Raw genomic sequence first — 20326 nt, forward strand, 5'->3', positions numbered from 1 at the left:
GGATACCCCATTGCCTCTTCTATTTCATTTACAACAAAGCTTATTTCACATTGTAATAATAAACAGCTCGTCCAGCGTTTCCTGTTTCATCTTGTCCTTCTACAACCACCTTATACCGACCGTTACCATCACCATTGTAAAAGTTTAAGGTAGCGTTACCTTCATCATCCAAAACCACATCCGGATTCCAGTAGATGGTTGTTCGGTAATCGTTTGTATTTTTGCTATCCGGGGTATCATATTTTGGTGAATAAAACTGTCTTTCTTTTACATAACCAAGTGGCACCATGTCAATGACGTTTGTCTTCGGCAGCATACTTTCAATTTCAGCCAATGACATCCTTGGCTGCTTACTTTGGTCTTTCTTCTTCGTCATAATAGAGACCACTCCGTCATTTTGGTACATACGGCTTACTGTTCCCAATTCATCCCGCAAAAAAATCTCGATAGCTTCAATGTCCGACGGGATAATAGAATTTAGAGCTGGTTCGTCAATGGGCATACCATCTAAGAAGAACTGAACCGGTACCCTGCTCCCTTGATTGTAGTTCCGTGTGACATGGTATTTCAACGTCTGGTTATCATAGGTAATACCAGTCAGCATTGTTGTTAAGCACATGGTCAGTACGTTACAGCCCGAAAGACGCTCCCCCTCAATACGATGTTCTGGCATAGACAGCCCAGATAGAGATGAGAACTCTTTACTGGTGACCATTTTCCGCTGAACGCCCGTAACCTGGACTTCATCTATCAAAATAGAGGTTCTATATTCATTCTTACTATTGTTCAAGTAGGCTTTCATTTCTTGATCAATATTTTGCACATTGTCACTTGCATAAGGATTTCCCTGGTCGATTCCCGGAAAATAGGTTTGATCCATGTTAATAACCAAGTTTCTAAAGTTATCATTGCCTCGAGCGTTTATGGTTACTTTAGACGAATCAGGGAATACTAAGTTTTCAAATATAAATCTTCCCTGGTTATCCGTGTAGGCATCCTTCCGTATGTTTCTCGATGGAATCGACAACAAAAGCCCACCGTTGGGCTGAGGACGTCCCGTATTCAACCGCAATATCCCTGAAAGCGTAATCCCCTGTTCCGGCATAAATTGTACTTGGGGAAGCTTTTCGGTAACCAAATCATCGTACGAAAACCTTCTGAACCCTTGTGTCATCAACAATGCATTTAGGGCTTCCTCTCTATTTTCATTTTTTTCATTAAAATAATAATTCGGCTGTTCCACATATCCCTTAAGGTCGGATGTTAATAGGTAGTTGCTCAAAATCCCCAACTCTTGGTCATCATTATAAGGCACTTTAGCATCGTCAATCACGGATACCGAATAATTGCTTTTCAGTGAGTCTGTGATTAGCCCATGAAGGGACAATTTTACTCCCTCTTTCTTCGTGTAAGTTGTTTTATCTGTTTTCACATCAATATTCAACAACGGTTGAGATTGATTAAACACCAATCGTTCGCTCAGCAATTTTCCATCGGGCTGCATGATCGACAATTGCACGATACCATTCGGGAGTTTATCTTTCGGAAGGCTGATCAATACCGACGAGTTCTTTAAAGTAGCTTGCGCAGCGTATACCAAATGTCCATTCGACTGTCCTAAAACATAGAATGGTTGGTTTGCCATCTTTTCATAAAAGACGTCATTTGCAATCAATCCCATCTGCAGCGAAGCATCATCTTCACTATGTAACACGACGTTGATTCCCTCTGCTTTGACTTCAGGAAGATCATACGTACGTTGCTCGCCGTTTTCAAAAGATACCATGGCCTTATAGCTTTCACCCGCAACAGGCATGAAGTCAATTGCTCCCATACCAAATGCAACGTCGTTAAAAGATACGACTTCTTTCTTTTTACTGTCTATAATCTTGCCTTCTATTTTTAAACCCTTGCCAGTGGAGCTAACCGCTTTGAATGCTAATTTTTTAGATACCCCCGCCAGGAGATCGCCGCCTTCGGGAAAAAACTGTACGTCTGCATCCCATAAAGCGTGTTGTAAGGAGTAGCTACCGATCAAATCCGGCTCTATTTTATTCCCGTCAATCTTCACGTTAAGCCGTCCCTTTTTCAAGTATTCCTTCTCTTTTATGGTCAGATTGATGGTTACGCGCCCCATATCATCCGTCTCACCCTTTCCTTTACTAAATGGATCCCAACCATCAATGGCTTCCCATGTTAGCTTTCGTCTTCCTAGCAAGTTTCCTTCTCTGTTCCTAAACTGTATAGTGGCTTTTGTTTTATTATTGCCATCAGGCGTATACGTAATTTCAGCTCCTAATTTTTTATTAATGGCATCTCCAACGGGCACAATCTTATTATAAAAATAAGCCTGATCAAAATTTGCCATCCATTTTGTGTACGCCCGAAAACGATAATTATCTTGTGCAATAAACTGCGGATCTAACACCAGCTGTCCTTTCCCACTATTGTCTGTAAGCGGCACACGCAAAGTTTGTATCAACGAATCCTTGCTCGTCAACATCTCCACGTAGACAATCTTACTAGGGCTATAATCAAATAAATTATGTTGTAGATAGGTCTTGAACCACAAGGTATCTCCTACAGCATAATAAGGTTTGTCAAAATGCAAATGCACTTTCTCGACCGGGTAAACTCCAAAATATTTTTGCACACGCTCTACCACCGTATTGATAGGTATAGCGGGTAATTGTTGGGCAAACCCATTTCTTGATCCAAGGATGAGGAAAATAACAAATAAGAAAATAAAAAGCTTCTTCATTAATATACAGTTTTTTCGCGGAGTTAAATATATCTATTTTTTTTCTGAAAACGTACGTTTTCTCAATGGGTTTAACACCTTATAACAAAGGAGCAAGTAAGCGACATACAGAATCAAGGCCACGTTTCCATACATTCCGCTTCTTCCATTCTGCTAAGGTCATGCGTTCACAATCTTTTTTATCACGTTCAAATTGCTCTTCCAATTGTTTACAAACCGTATTGTCGGAGACGACCGCTGCTATTTCGTAATTAATATAGAAACTACGTGTATCTAAATTAACGGTCCCAATGTAAGAAAGCTTTCCGTCAATATTGATCGTTTTGGCGTGGATAAAACCTTTCTTATAAAAATAGACTTTTACTCCCCGTTCCAACAGCGGCTTAATAAACGAAAGGCTGGCATGCTGCACGATGAAAGAGTCTGATTTCTCCGGCAACATCAATTCCACTTCCAAACCCGAAGCTGCTGCTACCTTTAATGCCGTTGATAATTCATCGCTGGGCACATAATAAGGTGTTACCAGTTGGATTTTTCTGTCAGCCTCCCCCAATCCGACAAGAATAGCTTCCATATTAAAGGGCCCTAGTGACCCTGGATCACTTTCAACAAAGGAAACCGCTGCACTCCCTTTCTTTTCTAGGTTAGGCATTTGATGGAGAAGGTATCCCTCGCTCAATTGAAAAGGTGTTCCATCTGCTAAGTTCCAAGAATTCCAAAAACCAATCTGAAGCATCGCAACAGCTGGCCCTTCTATCTTTAAAGAAGTATCACGCCAAAAAACAGGATTATTATTTGCTGGATCATTAATATATCTATCCGAAATATTAATTCCCCCAATATATCCTATCTTCCCATCAATGACGGCTATCTTACGGTGGTTTCGATAATTACTGCTTCCCATAGATGTAAAAGTCACGGGAAGAAAACGACGATATTCGAAATTTAAATCCTTTCTTCGCGACAAATGTCTTACCAACGCCGGTGAACCAAAACTATCCACCAATAAACGAACAAAAACCCCCTCCTTCGCCTTTTCTTCCAAAATCTGTAAGACCTCCTTACCAATCGTATCTACTTCGAAGATGTAATATTCTAAATGAATGGAATGAAGTGCCTCACGTAGGGATTTCAGAAATTCAGGAAACTTTTCTTCGCCATTGATGAGCAGTTTTACGCTGTTTCCGGTTGTCGGTGATGACACCCGTTCGTTTTTTAAAAAAGTAAACACCCTAGAAAGTGTTCCTATCCGGTCACTGATGTGGACAATATTCTGTTCCATGTAAGGTTCCAAACGCTCCCATTCTTTCTTCAAACGCGTCATCTGAATATCGTTCACACGCTTAAGACGTCTAACCTTATTAAATTTCTGTCCGAAAAAATAATAAATTAGCAACCCAATAATAGGCAGGAAAACAATGACCAAAATCCAAGATAAAGTTTTTGTAGGATTCCTATTCTCAATTAAAATAGTACTGAGTACCCCCAAATACAAAAAAACAACAGGTATCCAATACCATTGTTTCAAAAAATGTAGGAGTTCTTGTGTAAATTCCATATATTAACCAACGTCCAATAAAAATAGTGCTTTTACCTGAATTAAACGAACAATTAGTTTACGTTAAGAATTGTTAAACGAGCAACTATTTCACATAAAAAACGTTATAATTGCACACCACCTGTAACTAAACCGTTACAAATAGAGATGGACCAGGTGTGACAAGATATAAGGCAAAAAATGAACACAAGAAATTCGAAGTTAAAACAAATTGTATACACTTTGATGGCTGTAGGTACTGTAGCTACTTTCACAAACTGTAATACAAGCAAATCAGAAGACATTGCAAATAAGCCGCTAGCTTTACCGGTACATATGGTCGATACGAGTAGTGCCGTTACGGTAAAAGATTATTTAGGCACCATTGAAGGCAAGGTAAATGTTGAAATTCGCCCACAAGTTGAGGGTATATTGCAACAAATATACGTGGACGAAGGCCAATACGTCGAAAAGGGCCAAAATTTATTTAAAATAGATGCTTCGGTTTATCAGGAAGGCCTTAATAACGCGCTTGCCAATCAAAATGTGGCGAAAGCAAGATTGGAAAATGCGAAATTGGAAGTAGAGCGGTTACGGCCTTTAGTGGAGAATGATGTCATATCGGAAGTTAGGCTCCGGAAAGTCATGTCAGACTATGACGTTGCAAAAGCCTCACTTGATCAAGCTGCTGCAGAAGTAAGAAACGCTGAAATTAGCAAAGAATTTACGATTCTAACAGCACCTGTTAGCGGTTATATTGGTCGGATTCCGAAAAGAATAGGAAACCTTGTTTCCAAAGGTGACAGCGAGCCGATGACCGTATTATCGGATGTGCAGGAAGTATATGTTTATTTCTCCATGAATGAATCAGATTTTTTATATTTCTCAAAAATAAAAGCACGGGAAGATAGCTTACTTGGTATCAAAAACTCAAAAAATAGACTTGTTTTCCCAGAGGCAACATTAATTCTTGCTGACGGCGAAGAATATAGTAAAAAAGGTATTGTAGATGCCATCGACGGACAGGTCGATAGAACAACAGGCGCTATATCGTTAAGAGCATCTTTTCCGAATGAAGATAATATCTTAAGAAACGGTAGTACAGGTACCCTAAAAATTTCGGAAACAAAAAAAGGTGTTATTCAAATTCCGCAAGTTGCGACCAGTTCATTGCAAGATAGAACATTTGTATATACCTTGGATGACAACAATCAAGTAGAACGTCGTTCTATTAAAATTGAGGGCACTAGTAAAGATAACTATATTGTCTCCGGTTTAAACATTGGAGACAGGGTGCTACTTTCCGGGATTGATAAAATTACGGACGGTTCTGTCGTAACACCTATCTCACAATAATTATACATACATTCTTTGCCTATAAAGAGTTATAAGACAGCCGCTGGTAAAAAGGGCTTGTTTACTTATGAGGAAAATACACCGAAAGGCATAAACACGTACAGATGTGGCATAATTTTTTCTTGCTACCGTAACAACATAATATCGCTATCAACCTTTAGTCAAGTGGTATTAGGGGAATGCTACGCGACATAATACACAAACACACGTTAGCAACCTCACTAGATTGATTTTAAAAGTATCGTTCAATGTTAAAAACATTTATAAATAGACCGGTGTTAGCCACCGTAGTGTCCTTGATTTTAGTCATTTTGGGTCTGGTCGGAATGATGATACTTCCCATCAGTAGGTTTCCCGAAATCGCTCCTCCTAGTGTCGTAGTATCCTTAAGTTATCCTGGAGCAAACTCGGAAACTGTAGCCGAAAGTGTATTGCTTCCCGTAGAAGAGGCAATCAACGGTGTAGAAGATATGACCTACATACGGTCTACGGCAACAAACTCCGGATCAGGTAGTATACAAGTATTCTTTAAAACAGGAACGAATCCGGATATTGCTTCTGTTAACGTACAAACCCGTATTTCCAGAGCAATATCCACTATTCCAGCAGAAGTTAACGAAAATGGTATAACGGTGCAGCCTCGACAGAGCGGGGCTATCATGACGATCAATCTATACTCTGATCATAAAGACTCCATTTATGATGAAACCTTCTTGCAGGCATATGCACAGATTAATATGATTCGCCCTCTTTTAAGGGTTGATGGCGTAGCGCAAGTAGCAAGAATCGGTGCACGGGATTACTCCATGCGTGTTTGGCTAAATCCTGAAAAATTAGCGCTATATAATTTAGTGCCACAAGATATTACGAAAGCTTTAAGTGATCAGAATTTCGAAATGGCCCCCGGTAAGTTTGGAGAGGCTACCGACGAAGTATTTGAGACCGTTATTCGACATAAAGGACGTTTTTCGCAACCGGAAGAATTTGAGAATATGGTGATCAAGACCAATATCGATGGTTCTGTCCTATATTTAAAAGATATCGCCCGCATTGAATTTGGCGCAACAAACTTAAATAGCGACAACAAGGTGAACGGTTATCCTGGTTTAACCCTTAATATTACACAAACCAGTGGTTCGAACGCACACGCGATCGACCAAGAAGTACGAAAAGTTCTAGAGGAGATATCGGTAGCTTTTCCAAAAGGGGTGCATTACGAGATATCATATAGTGTTCGGGATCAAATCGACGAATCTATCAACCAAGTAAAGCATACACTCTTTGAAGCCTTTATTTTGGTATTTATAATCGTGTTTATCTTCTTACAAGATTTCCGCTCCACATTGATACCCGCGATTGCTATCCCTGTATCTCTCGTTGGTACATTTTTCTTTCTAAACCTTTTTGGTTTTTCATTAAATGTACTTACGATGTTTGCGCTCGTCCTCGCTATCGGAATTGTGGTAGACGATGCCATTGTTGTTGTTGAGGCAATTCACCAAAAAATGCATGAGACGGGATTGAAAGCAAAAGAAGCTACTATTCAAACCATGTCGGAAATTACAAGTGCGATTCTCTCGATTACGATGGTCATGGCCGCAGTGTTCCTTCCAGTAGGTTTTATGCAAGGTCCTGCAGGTATTTTTTATCAACAGTTTGCTTATACCCTAGCAACGGCGATATTAATATCGGCTGTGAACGCGCTAACACTCTCTCCTGCTCTATGTGCCTTATTGCTCAAGCCAATACATCCCCAGCAGATAGAGGAAGAAAAAAAGCTGAATACTTTTCAAAGGTATAAAACAAGGTTCTTCAAAACCTTCAATACAGCTTTTGATAAATTCACCACCAAATATCTTGTCGGTGTAAAGTATTTATTGAATCATAAAAAGATTGCATTTTTGGGTCTAACGATTATCACCCTTATTGGTGTGGTGTTCTTGATGAATACCCCTCGAAGCTTTATTCCTACAGAAGATGATAGCTTCCTAACGTATTCATTGGCTATGCCCCCAGGCGCTTCTTTGTCCAGAACTACTGCTGTATTACGCAAAGCGGACAGTATCTTAAAAAAGCGAGAAGATATAGCGGGTATGACAACCGTATCTGGCTTTAACGCGTTGGATGGAGGAGCTAGCCCTGCATTTGCTGCAGGTTATATCAACCTAAAATCTCATAAAGAGCGTACGGATATTACATCCATAGATGCGTTTATGGATACCATCAGAAATGACCTATCACAAATTGACGAAGCTACGTTTACCGTGTTTCCACGTCCTACCGTACAAGGTTTCGGTGAATTTGCAGGCTTAGAATTGGTATTACAGGACCGTTTGGGAGGTGATATTCGTGACTTTGATCTTGTTGCCGATACATTTATCCGTCAAATCAATGAGCTTCCCGAAGTGGGCAATGCTTACACAACGTTTAAATCTAATTTCCCTCAATTTGAAGCCGATATAGATGTGGTCAAGGCGAAAAGTCTTGGTGTCGATATTCGAGAGATGATGAGCACCATCCGGCTTTACTTCGCCCGTGTAAATGGCGGGGACTTTAACCGCTTTGGCCGAACTTACCGGGTATATTTACAGGCCGATTTTGACTTCCGAACTGATCCGGAATCATTGAATTCTATTTTTGTTAGAAACAAAGACGGTAAAATGGTACCTGTAGGTACGTTGATGACGCTAAATAAGGTTATTGGTCCGGAATCTGTTTCCCGTTACAACTTATATAATGCCATTACGGTGAACGCGACCCCCGCCACCGGATACAGTACAGGAGATGCAATGGCCGCGATCGAAGAGCTTGCCGGCACAGAACTACCCGCTAACTATGGTTACGAGTGGACTGGGATGGCTTATGAAGAAAGTCAGGCTGGCTCACAAACCATTCTTATCTTTGGACTCTCATTCATCTTTATTTACTTTCTTTTAGCAGCACAATACGAAAGCTATATTCTTCCATGGGCGGTATTATTGTCTGTCCCGGTGGGATTAATTGGTGTATTCTCCACGATCTGGATAGTAGGCTTACAGAATAATATTTATGTACAAGTAGGACTGATTATGTTGATCGGATTACTGGCAAAAAATGCAATCCTGATTGTTGAGTTTGCAATACAACAAAGAAATAAAGGTCTTAGTATTTACGATGCCGCCATCATGGGCGCAAAATTACGTCTCCGCCCTATCCTGATGACCTCCCTTGCTTTCGTAGCTGGACTAGTACCTTTAATGTGGACTGTGGGCCCATCAGCTATCGGAAATCACTCGATCAGCTTTAGTGCTGCGGGCGGTATGCTCTCCGGTGTGATATTTGGTATATTTATCATCCCTGTCTTGTTTATGGTGTTTAAAACATTAGATGAAAAAGTAAGGGAGAAACTTAAATCTTCTGACGAATAAAAGCATGAAAATTATGACACTGAAACAACTGGTATATATTACGGCAATATTGGTCAGCTTATCAGCATGCAAAGTCGGTAAGCGGTATGTCCAACCGGAACTAAATCTACCCGAAAATTTTCGAGGAGACACGCTGGTCTATCAGCAAGACACAATTACCTTCGCACAGGTTTCCTGGCGTAATTTTTTTAATGATCCGCAGCTCATAGCACTTATTGATACAGCCCTTGTAAACAACTATGATATGCGGACGGCATTGAAGAATATCGAAATTGCCAACCGTAATTTGAGACAGAACAAGCTAGAATATCTTCCTTCCCTAGACGGAAATATCGCGACGGTAAATAGACAATATAGGTCAAAAGATTTTTACGCTAATCCTTCGTCCGGTTGGTATGGAGATAAAGAAGCTCCTGACCATCTTTTCAACTATCAGTCACAATTTTCGACAGGATTAGAGCTTAGCTGGGAATTAGATATATGGGGCAGAATCGCCCATCAACAAGATGCATTAAAATCAGACTTTTTAGATTCTTATGAGGCAAAAAATGCAATTCAAACCATGTTGGTTGCCGATGTTGCCAAAGGTTACTTTAACCTTATCATGCTAGACGCTCAAATCGAAGTTGCAAAACGTAACTTACAACTCAATGACAGCACATTACGTATGATCCGGTTGCAATATGACGCAGGAGAGATTACGGCATTGGCCATTCAACAAACAGAATCACAACGATTAGTTGCAGCTTCTCTGATCCCCGAATTGGAGAAAGAAATCGCCTTACAGGAAAATGCGCTGAACGTCTTAATCGGTGAAATGCCAAACGTGGTAACCAGAGGTTTTAAAATAGACAGCTTAATGAATACAGCAAATAGCATTACGTTAGGCTCCCCAGTAGAGATAGTCAGAAATCGACCAGACATCAAACGAGCAGAATATGCGCTCGTGGCTGCAAACGCAGAAATGAATATTAATCAGATTATGAGGTACCCCCAACTTTCGTTGGGAGGCGTATTTGGAGTAAATGCAATGTTACCGAAGAATTGGTTTAATATCCCCGGAGCATTGCTCGGAGGGGTAGTTGGAGGATTAACTACGCCAATTTTTAGAAACGGACGGTTAAAGAACGCTTGGGAAGTCGCGAAGATAGAACGTGAAAAGACAGAACTAGAACTACAAAAAACGGTCATGGAAGCCGTGCATGAAGTATCCAATGCCGTCATTACTGTGGAGAAACAGAAAGAGCAAATCGAACTGACGAGAAGAAGGGTAGAAAATTCCGAATTAGCCGTTAGAAATGCTTCGCTTCTGTTTATGAGTGATTATGCGACTTACCTCGAAGTAATTACTGCTCAAAGTAATGCGCTCTCTAGTGAACTTGCGTTGGTTGACATCAGACAGAAACAACTAGAAGCTTATGTAGATTTATATAGGGCGCTCGGTGGCGGATGGCAGGACACCATGGAGTAATGTGTAATGATTAAGCGCAATTAATTGCTCCATCCACATGTAATAGCGGGCTTAGATAAGGAATGTCTAGGTTCGCTCCTCTCAATATGAACCAAATACCCATGATCAAATAAAGAAATGGCATTACCCGGTTAAACCCACGTTTAAAAAGGGGTTTGGAAAAGCTTCCTGCAAACGAGAAGATGAACAGCAAGGGCAACGTTCCCAAGCCAAAAAGTACCATAAAAAGAAAACTGTTTGCCGAAGAATCTGCGTTCATAGCCGATGCCAATGCCATATAAACCATCCCACAAGGCAGGATACCATTTAACGTTCCTGCGACAAAAGAACCTCCGGGCCTATAGAGCCATCGCCCCATATATTTCGTAAAGGGCTGGACAGCTTTCGTTTGAAAGCGAGTTAACGCTTGTGTATTTTTCCCAAAGAGATAAAACATGCCGATGGTCACGAGCACGATTCCTACGGTCACACTCAATCCTTTTTGCCATCCTTGTACTGTTGCCATCCCCCCTAATATTCCCAAAAAGAATCCCATTATCCCATAGGTAAGAATACGCCCTGTTTGATAAAGCATCCTATTAAAAATCACTTTCCAAGATAACCCCATTTGGCTGTTTATAGCGATCAATAGCGGACCACACATGACGGCACAATGCACACTACCAAAAAGTCCCATAAAAAAAGCTAAATAGTGGTAAGCCATTATTAAAAGTATAAATTATGATCGGAAGTATAGGGTGTTCCGCCTTGTTGCCAAGAAATTTCCAGTCGCCAGCTCCCTCTTGTAAAACTCCCTACAGGTAATTTGTAATGCGGACTTTCCGTTACGAAGGGCAACGCCATATCCAACGTATTATCGGATGGCCGTTTAAAGATAAGCTCACCACGATTACGTGGCTGGCTGAAAGTAATATATAGCGTATCATTTTTGACGCTCACGGTTGGGCGGGCATTATTATCTAATAAATTCTGCTTCCGTCGGTAAACCTCATCATAAGATAAACTTCTTTCATAGTAGTCTTCATCTTCCAATGTATCCGTATTCTTGGTCACCATATATATTCCTGCACTCACAATAAATATAATAAAAGCCCCCAATCCGAATACGATCTTTAATCCCCAGTTCATGCTTATCCTTATTTTTTACTTGGAGGAGCTATAAAGGTTGTCTTTAAAGTCTCCATTACTTTCCCGTCAGAAACGATGTTCACCTTGACATTTTGTTTATATTGCGCTATTTCTCCCTTGTCCATCAAAAGGAAAAAGCTCAGTTTTGCACTTCCCTCCTTTTTCAAATCATGAATATTGTTCACCATTTGCACGCTAACCCTTTCATCAACACTTTCAATATCAAATTTAATATCTTTTCCGGATTTATTCAGTAGTTCCAGCGTATACAAGTTGCTCACCATTCCGTCTTCCCGAAGTTGATAAGAACTTCCGGTTGCACGCAATAGGCGCCCGTCTATCTCCGAACGGCTAAACAACAAGAAACCAAATACGACAATCAATACAACCAGTATAGCAGAATAAGCTATAGTACGCGTATTATTTTTCTTGCCTGCTTTCCCTTCTTCAGATAAATCATCCATGGAATAAAAACCGATAAGGCGTTTCGGTTTTCCTATTTTATCCATAACAGTATCGCACGCGTCAATACAAGCGGTACAATTCACGCATTCCAACTGTGTACCATTACGGATATCAATACCTGTCGGGCATACATGTATACAAAGTTTACAGTCGATACAGTCACCATGTTCTGTATCATTTTTTTTCAGCTTCCCTCTCGGTTCCCCGCGATCCACATCATACGCTACCGTTAAACTTTTTTCATCGAGTAATACACCTTGTAGCCTACCATAGGGACACAACGTTGTACAGACAATTTCACGTACATACGCAAATACACCGTAAAAAGCGAGGGTAAACACAATAATGGACGCAAAGCCAATGACATGTTGATCCACCGGATCGGTCATAATCTTAAGTAGTGCATCAACACCAATAATATAGGCTAAGAAGATATTCGATATAAAAAAAGATATGACTAAGAAAATCGTGTGTTTCAATACTTTCTTCCAAGCTCTGGCATCTGAATCAGGCCCCTCATTTAATTTCCGCTGTTGTATCCAATCACCCTCGATAAGATATTCTATACGTCGGAATATCAATTCCATGAAAATAGTCTGCGGACAAGTCCATCCACACCAGACTCTACCGTAGACCGCCGTAAAAAGAACAATACCTACCATCATAATCAGCATGCCGAAAACGAAAATATGTAAATCCTGCGGATAGAAAACGGAACCGAAAATAGAGAATTTTCGTTCGATGATATTGAACATCAAAAAGGGATTTCCATTTATTTTAATAAACGGAGCGGCAAAAAGGAACAGTAGTAACGAATATCCTACCCATTGCCTATAGTTGTACAACTTACCACTGGGCTTTTTTGCGTAAATCCATTGACGATTTTCCTTCCCAGAATTTGTACGGGCACTATTTCCATCTACCACTGTTCCCATGATTACTTCAATAAAAATTATCGGATTTATACTAATTATGCCTCATTTTCGGCAGCCACCGGCTCTGCTAAGGCTTCAGCACTTTCTTCATTGGCTTTCGGCTTCACCTTTTCTCCTTGAGGCTCTTTAGGATTCGGTGGATTTGTACCAGTCAATGTGATAATATAGTTACTTACTTCCGCTATCTGCCCTGGTGTCAATGTCTGCTCCCAAGGCACCATTCCTTTCTCTGGAACACCATATTTCACCACGGTGAAAACATCCTTAATATCACCTCCATGTAGCCAATATTCATCACTCAGGTTCGGACCAATTCCTCCTTCACCTGCGTTTCCATGACAAACGGCACAATTCGCCATATAGATTGCCTTCCCAGACGCGGCCAATGCACCTGTAGCGTCTACTTCTATCGTACTCTCATCAATTTGATTTGCTGATTGGGCCAAAAATTCCTGTTTTGCCTTTTCCGCCAATGCCATTTCTCGTTGATACTCTTGGTCTTGATTAGGTCCCCATCCAAAAACATGATAAACCAGCAAGTAAACTACACCAAACGTAATCGTAGAATAGAACAACGCATTAAACCACGCAGGAACGGGATTATCCAATTCCTTGATACCATCGTATTCATGATCGATTTCCAGATCTTTCTCCTCTTCAATTGGTCGCAAACTTAGCAACTTAGCCCAGATAGCCTGCCAATCTATTTTTTTAGTCTTTTTCTTCTGTTGCTCAGCTGCCAATTGCGGCATCGTCAAGTTAATAATAGATTTCATTGCCTTATTTACCACCAATGCTGACGCCAAAAGGGCTATCATAACGATGATAAGGGCGACAATAAGAATATCGTTGTATATATTTCCCGACCCAAAGACCCATTCGGAGGCTTTTGTAGTAGTTTCGGCTGCTAATAATAATGTATTCATAAATCTCTATTTCTGCAATGATTGGTCACTCTCCTTTTCCGACTCCCCATCGTCAAAAGGAATATCTTTCATATGGTCGATGTGATCTTTCTTCATCCAAAATAACATACAGGCCACGAGTACAAAAAATACCAAAAAGACCCACAAGGATGCGATTAGATAAATCTCATCGCCATTTAAATTTGTTATCTGCTTAAACATAAGTCCTCCTTTTAGTTATCTGATACCACAATATCCTCAGCTGCTTCCGGTGCTTCAGCTTTGATATCCTTCCCTAAGCGTTGTAAATAAGCGATCATGGCAATAATTTCACTGTCAGACCGAACTTCTACTTGATTTGCCACTAGATCTGCTGTTATTTCATCCGCTTGTTTTTGCAAATTTGTAAAAGCATTTTGGATCTCGTCTTCTGAATAAGGCACACCTAATACCCGCATAGCATTCATCTTCTTATCCAAAAGGCTATTATCCAATGTTTGCTCGATTAGCCACGGATAAGCCGGCATAATACTTCCGGGAGATGTAATAGTTGGATCCAACAAATGGTCAAAATGCCATTTATTCGGATACTTACCTCCGAGACGATGCAAATCCGGTCCGGTACGTTTAGATCCCCATAAGAACGGCATATCGTAAACAAACTCTCCAGCTTTGCTATACTCACCATAACGAGCGGTCTCCGAACGGAATGGTCGAACCGTCTGCGAGTGACAGTTGACACAGCCTTCCCGGATGTATAGATCACGTCCTTGAAGTTCGAGTGCAGTATAGGGTTGTACAGAAGCTATTTTAGGTATATTGCTACTAATCGTAAATGTCGGAATCATCTCCACAATACCACCAATAAGAATAGCAACTAAGGCTAATACCATAAATAAAACTGGTTTGCGTTCCAAACGACGATGCTTCGTAGGTTCACTTTTCACAACAGGTTCCAAAGCAGGTGCTTCAGCGGCTTCGTCGGCAACCAATTTTCCGGCTTTCATCGTCTTAATTAAGTTGTACGTCATGATGATAACACCCGTTAGATACAACGCGCCACCTACAGCACGCATCATATGCATCGGAAGAATCTCCAAGGTGGTAGCTAAGAAGTTTGGATATTTCAACACACCTTCCGGCGTAAATTCCTTCCACATCAAACCTTGTACTACAGCAGCCCAATACATCGGGATAGCATAGAATAAAATCCCCAATGTACCGATCCAGAAGTGGACATTCGCCAGTTTTTTTGAATATAACGGTGTTTTATAAATTTTCGGAATGATAAAATACAAAACAGCAAATGTCAAGAAACCATTCCATCCCAATGCACCTACGTGTACATGCGCTACAATCCAGTCCGTAAAGTGTGCTATCGCATTTACTTGTTTTAACGATAATAAGGGTCCCTCGAAAGTCGCCATACCGTAGGCTGTCAACGCAACCACCATAAACTTAAGCGTGGGTTCTGTACGCACTTTATCCCAAGCCCCGCGCAATGTTAATAATCCGTTGATCATCCCCCCCCAGCTCGGTGCTATCAACATGATAGAAAATACAACCCCCAACGACTGCACCCATGATGGTAATGAGGTATAAAGAAGGTGGTGAGGTCCTGCCCAGATATAAATAAATATCAAAGACCAAAAGTGAAGAATACTCAATTTGTACGAATAGACAGGGCGGTTAGCCATTTTAGGCAAGAAGTAATACATCATACCTAAATAAGGTGTCGTCAAGAAAAAAGCAACGGCATTATGTCCATACCACCACTGAACCAAAGCGTCCTGTACACCAGCATATACATAGTAACTTTTCCAAAAACTAACAGGAAGCTGAATAGAATTCACAATATGCAATACAGCGACCGTTACAAAAGTTGCTATATAAAACCACACCGCTACATACATGTGACGTTCGCGGCGTTTTATGATAGTGCCGAACATATTTATGCCGAACACTACCCAGATTAAGGTAATAGCGATATCGATCGGCCATTCCATTTCCGCATATTCGTGCGAAGACGTGTACCCTAACAGCAAGGTAACAGCCGAAGCCACAATAACTAATTGCCAGCCCCAAAAATGGATTTTACTCAACAAATCACTGAACATCCTTGCTTTTAAAACACGTTGCATGGAGTAATATACACCCATAAAAATTGCGTTCCCGACGAAAGCAAAGATGACCGCATTCGTATGTACAGGGCGAACCCTGCCGAATGTCGTGTACTGGTTTAAAAAATTCATCTCGGGCCAAATCAATTGCGTGGCTACGAGTAGACCGATGGACATGCCCACCAAGCCCCAAATAATTGTTGCGATCCCGAAGTCCCGTACAATCTTATTGTCATAATTAAATTGCTCTACCTGCATAATCTACTAGTTGATTTCTGCGGTAAAGGTAAATCTTTTCTTATGACACTGTAATGATATATCTTTGATAAAAAAATGACTTTAATCACTTGTCATTCCTCTACACACGTCTTGTGATTACAAAAAAAGGCTTCCCCTTCGGAAAGCCTTTTTTTCTTATATATGCCTATAGCTTATAATAAATTTGCCTCATTCGAGTGCTGATATTTATCCTTCACCTGGGCGTAACGTTTATATCCATGTTTATAAGGATTCTCTATAACTTGTTTCATCGAGACCAATTTATAAACATAAGAACCCGTTTCTTTGTTCAAGTTTAAATTATAATAATCTTTTGTTCCTTGACGCCGTATGGTATTCTTCAAACTGCCGCCGCCTACATTATAGGCTGCGGCTACCAATGTCCAGTCATTGAATTCTTTGTATAGACTTTTTAAATACCGTGCTGCAGCATGTGTGGATTTGATTAAATCCTTACGTTCATCCACACTTGCATTAACTTTCAAACCATATAGCCGCGCAGTAGCAGGCATAAATTGCCAATATCCTCCCGCGCCTTTATGAGAAGTTATTCGAGGATTCATATCGCTTTCCACGAGTGGAACGTATTTAAAATCCTCTGGAATCCCATATGATTTCAGTATGGTTGCGATCTGCGGTAAATGTTTTGCTGCTTTTTTATGCAAATCATACGTTTGTTGTTTGCGAAAAGAGAAATTGGCCAAATATCTCTCAAACTTTCGCTCTACCGAGGGGTTGTGTAGAGGAACCTGCTTATTAGCAAACATTACAGAGCGGTAATACGCTTCTTTTTGTTTTTCTGGCGATAAGGCAATCGCTTTTTTTTGTTTCTCAACTTGTTCCAACAAGGCCTTCCGTATTGGATCCTTTTTGGATGTTGAGTTGGGCGTGGAATATAGCTTTGACAAAATCATTACTGACAAAACTACACTGCAACACAGTACTCTTTTTTTTATCATTCAATCCCTTACTGCTACCTATCCACGAAATTAAGTTCAAAGTACTTAAAAAACGATCAAAAATAGCTTGGTTCAATTTCAGCCTGCAAATATACAAAGAATTTGCCTATCCTCCAAACCAACGTTCTCTTATCAATACGATCTCCACCATGAAAAACCCTATCTATTATAAACAGGACACATTTTTTATCAAATTATTTTTTTTCTCAGAATCGAATAAAAACGCTACCTTTGTACCTTAATTCTATAAATATGCCATTCAATAACAAAAGGAACAGTCGCGACGACAACTCCAAAAAAAGCAGAAGCAACTCCGAAAACTTCCGCTCAAAAAATGGTCGCTCACAACGGTCATCTTCAACAAATGAATTTAGAAAATCCAGATTTGAAGAAGAAGATAACAAGAAATCAAGCCCTTTCAGCAAGTTTGAAAAGAAAAATAGAAAAGATGATTCCAGTCGTTCTTTCAATAAATCCGATAAACTAGTAAAGAGAAACGCAGAACGTCCTTTTCAGAAAGAGGAAAAAGGAGAATATAGTCGTTCTAAGAAGTTTGATAAACCGGAAAAAAGATCGTTTAATCGATTTGATGATAAGAATAAAGACAAATACAAAAATAAAGAGACACATAAGCCGTCGTACCCTAGAAAAAAAATCGCTACTGCGGAACCAAAAGACGATGGTCTAATCCGTTTAAACCGTTATATCTCCAATTCCGGTGTATGTTCACGTCGTAAAGCGGATGAATTAATCGAATCCGGAGTAGTAACCGTAAATGGTGAAGTCGTCACTGAATTAGGAACTAAAGTAGATCCTGCGAAAGATGAAATAAGATACAATGGAGAGCGATTGAAACGGGAGAAAATGGTATATGTAGTGTTGAACAAACCAAAAGATTTTATTACAACTACAGACGATCCACAAGAGCGTAGAACTGTTATGCAACTTGTAGCAAAAGCCTCAAAAGAGCGAATCTATCCGGTAGGACGCTTAGATAGAAATACCACGGGTTTGCTACTGCTTACAAATGATGGTGCACTTGCAGAAAAACTTTCTCACCCTCGCAACAACATCAGCAAAATATATCATGTTGAATTGAACAAGAACTTAACGCAGGGCGATTTTAATAAAATACAATTTGGGGTTGAATTAGAAGATGGGGTTATCAAACCTGACGATATCAGTTATGTACAAGGTGGGAGCAAAAGCGAAATCGGTATCCAAATTCATTCCGGTAAAAACAGGGTCGTAAGACGCATTTTTGAATCTTTAGGTTATGAAGTTATTAAATTAGACCGCGTAGTTTATGCCAATCTCACAAAAAAAGATTTGCCACGTGGAAGATGGAGATACCTAGAAGAGAGAGAACTCATTCAGTTAAAACATTTCATTAAATAAGAAGAATTAAAACATGACAGATCCTAAAACATTGACTTCTGTAGCTGAATTTCACAAAACCTTTCAACATCCTGTTCTGGAAGAACCAACCATTCCTTCGGCGGTACGCTGCAATCTACGCGTTGCGTTAATAGCGGAAGAATTAAAGGAATTACAGGAAGCTATTGAAAACAACGATATTGTAGAAGTGGCGGATGCGTTATGCGATATTCAGTATGTACTTTCAGGTGCTGTATTAGAATTTGGATTAAAAGATAAATTCAACGCACTATTTGAAGAAGTACAGCGCTCTAACATGAGCAAAGCATGTAAAACAGAAGAAGAAGCAAAGGCAACTCAAGCCCATTATTTTGCCAAAGGTGTTAACTCTTACTATAAAGAAATTGACGGGCTGTTTTTAGTGTACAGAGAGGGTGACAACAAAACACTGAAATCCATTAATTATTCCCCCGCTAATCTAAAAGATATTTTAGAAAAATAGAAAATTGATAAGGGCTAAATATTTTAGCTCCTATCAATTTTTATAATCTTCTATATATTGACTTCCTTGCTTCACTCCTCGGCTTTCTAAACCTTTATCAATATGGGTCTGTATTTTTGATTTTGGAAAACCCCAATTAGGCGCAATCAACAATTCCCTATCAGCAATACCAAAAATACGTTGGATGATAATATCAGGGCGCAATAAAGGAATAAATTTAGCCAAGAAATCCGTATATTCCTCTATAGAAAATAACTTAAATGGATCTCGTTTATATTTTACGCCCATGATAGAACCTTCTACAATATGGAGATGATGCAATTTGACAAACTTTATTTGAGGATGCTTATTAATTTCGTCGGCATACCGAAGCATCATTTCTTCTGTCTCCCAAGGGAAACCGAAAATTGTATGTACACATAGCTCCAATTTTGTCTTTTGAAGCATACGCATAGTGGAAAGAAATTCATCATGAGAACAACCTCTGTTGATCTGCTCCAATGTATCATTATAAATCGATTCCATGCCCATTTCCAGATCGACATCAAACTGATCAGTATAAGATTCCAATAAATCAATTTTCTCAAAATCCAAACAATCCGGACGTGTGCCAACAGATAGACCTAGTGTATTTTCTGGGTCTATGCTTAAAGCTTCGTCATACATCATCTTTAGCAAATGTGTAGGTGCATACGTATTAGTATTCGGTTGAAAATAAATAATGAATTTCTCCGCACCGTATGAATTTCGCGCTCTTGCTATACCATTTTCAACCTGCTCTCGAATAGAAGGTATTTTACGGGCAGTATCGGGTGTAAAAGAGTCTACGTTACAGTATGTACAACCGCCATAGCCTTTACTGCCATCCCGGTTAGGACAAGTAAAATTACCATCTACAATAACTTTAAACACCTTTTGTCCGTCATACTTTTCTTTTAAGTATGCTCCATAATGATTATACGGTTTTATACCGCTATCTAGTAAAGTAGCCATCTTTTACAAAGATACTAATTAGTAACGAGTAATGTGTGCAGTGAAGGCGGTCCGCAAAACAAAAAAGCCCCTGCAGTTATGACTGCAGGGGCCTGTATAGGATTCGGCACCGACCTACTCTCCCACCTTTT

At 40.0% G+C, this 20326-nt stretch carries 15 protein-coding genes; 5 read left to right on the forward strand and 10 right to left on the reverse strand.

Annotation, left to right across the window (positions count from 1 at the left end; genetic code table 11):
- Positions 1-40 precede the first annotated feature (40 nt).
- The gene (locus tag FXV77_RS16465) at positions 41-2761 is read right to left on the reverse strand and encodes a carboxypeptidase-like regulatory domain-containing protein (protein WP_148920334.1); all 2721 of its coding nucleotides are present in this window, start codon (positions 2759-2761) and stop codon (positions 41-43) included.
- Positions 2762-2840: 79 nt separating this feature from the next.
- On the reverse strand, positions 2841-4319 hold the full coding sequence (gene cls / locus FXV77_RS16470) for a cardiolipin synthase (RefSeq protein WP_148920335.1): 1479 nt from the start codon (positions 4317-4319) through the stop codon (positions 2841-2843).
- A 180-nt stretch (positions 4320-4499) separates the two neighbouring features.
- On the opposite strand from cls, the gene FXV77_RS16475 reads away from it, so the two are divergent.
- The 3 genes from FXV77_RS16475 to FXV77_RS16485 all read left to right on the forward strand — a co-directional run bounded on the left by FXV77_RS16475 (position 4500) and on the right by FXV77_RS16485 (position 10532).
- Entirely contained in the window at positions 4500-5654 is a 1155-nt protein-coding gene (locus FXV77_RS16475; RefSeq protein WP_148920336.1) for an efflux RND transporter periplasmic adaptor subunit, read from the forward strand.
- Between the two features lie 248 nt (positions 5655-5902).
- Positions 5903-9061: an efflux RND transporter permease subunit gene (locus tag FXV77_RS16480; protein WP_148920337.1), complete on the forward strand. Its 3159-nt coding sequence runs from the start codon at positions 5903-5905 to the stop codon at positions 9059-9061.
- A gap of 13 nt (positions 9062-9074) precedes the next feature.
- On the forward strand, positions 9075-10532 hold the full coding sequence (locus tag FXV77_RS16485; protein WP_246162498.1) for an efflux transporter outer membrane subunit: 1458 nt from the start codon (positions 9075-9077) through the stop codon (positions 10530-10532).
- 10 nt (positions 10533-10542) lie between these two features.
- On the opposite strand, the gene FXV77_RS16490 is transcribed toward FXV77_RS16485, so the two are convergent.
- The 7 genes from FXV77_RS16490 to FXV77_RS16520 all read right to left on the reverse strand — a co-directional run bounded on the left by FXV77_RS16490 (position 10543) and on the right by FXV77_RS16520 (position 17278).
- Positions 10543-11235, reverse strand: coding sequence for a sulfite exporter TauE/SafE family protein (locus FXV77_RS16490; protein WP_148920339.1), 693 nt, complete (start codon positions 11233-11235; stop codon positions 10543-10545).
- Positions 11236-11237: 2 nt separating this feature from the next.
- Entirely contained in the window at positions 11238-11660 is a 423-nt protein-coding gene (locus tag FXV77_RS16495; RefSeq protein ID WP_148920340.1) for a FixH family protein, read from the reverse strand.
- Positions 11661-11668: 8 nt separating this feature from the next.
- Positions 11669-13060 carry a cytochrome c oxidase accessory protein CcoG gene (gene ccoG, locus FXV77_RS16500; RefSeq protein WP_148920341.1) on the reverse strand — a complete coding sequence of 464 codons (1392 nt, stop codon included), beginning with the start codon at positions 13058-13060 and terminating at the stop codon, positions 11669-11671.
- Positions 13061-13095: 35 nt separating this feature from the next.
- The gene (locus tag FXV77_RS16505) at positions 13096-13986 is read right to left on the reverse strand and encodes a cbb3-type cytochrome c oxidase N-terminal domain-containing protein (RefSeq protein ID WP_148920342.1); all 891 of its coding nucleotides are present in this window, start codon (positions 13984-13986) and stop codon (positions 13096-13098) included.
- A 6-nt stretch (positions 13987-13992) separates the two neighbouring features.
- Positions 13993-14187: a hypothetical protein gene (locus tag FXV77_RS16510; RefSeq protein WP_148920343.1), complete on the reverse strand. Its 195-nt coding sequence runs from the start codon at positions 14185-14187 to the stop codon at positions 13993-13995.
- An 11-nt stretch (positions 14188-14198) separates the two neighbouring features.
- Positions 14199-16343, reverse strand: coding sequence for a cytochrome-c oxidase, cbb3-type subunit I (gene ccoN, locus FXV77_RS16515; protein ID WP_148920344.1), 2145 nt, complete (start codon positions 16341-16343; stop codon positions 14199-14201).
- 173 nt (positions 16344-16516) lie between these two features.
- Complete coding sequence (locus tag FXV77_RS16520) at positions 16517-17278, reverse strand: lytic transglycosylase domain-containing protein (protein WP_246162499.1); 762 nt, start codon at positions 17276-17278, stop codon at positions 16517-16519.
- Between the two features lie 297 nt (positions 17279-17575).
- On the opposite strand from FXV77_RS16520, the gene FXV77_RS16525 reads away from it, so the two are divergent.
- A complete protein-coding gene (locus FXV77_RS16525; protein WP_148920346.1) occupies positions 17576-18721 on the forward strand; it encodes a pseudouridine synthase in 1146 nt (381 codons plus the stop codon).
- A 13-nt stretch (positions 18722-18734) separates the two neighbouring features.
- On the forward strand, positions 18735-19202 hold the full coding sequence (locus FXV77_RS16530; protein WP_148920347.1) for a pyrophosphohydrolase domain-containing protein: 468 nt from the start codon (positions 18735-18737) through the stop codon (positions 19200-19202).
- 33 nt (positions 19203-19235) lie between these two features.
- Here FXV77_RS16530 and FXV77_RS16535 read toward each other — a convergent pair whose 3' ends face one another.
- On the reverse strand, positions 19236-20195 hold the full coding sequence (locus FXV77_RS16535) for a TIGR01212 family radical SAM protein (protein WP_148920348.1): 960 nt from the start codon (positions 20193-20195) through the stop codon (positions 19236-19238).
- Between the last annotated feature and the right edge of the window lie 131 nt (positions 20196-20326).

The sequence above is a fragment of the Sphingobacterium phlebotomi genome (assembly GCF_008180195.1).
Lineage (GTDB): Bacteria > Bacteroidota > Bacteroidia > Sphingobacteriales > Sphingobacteriaceae > Sphingobacterium > Sphingobacterium phlebotomi.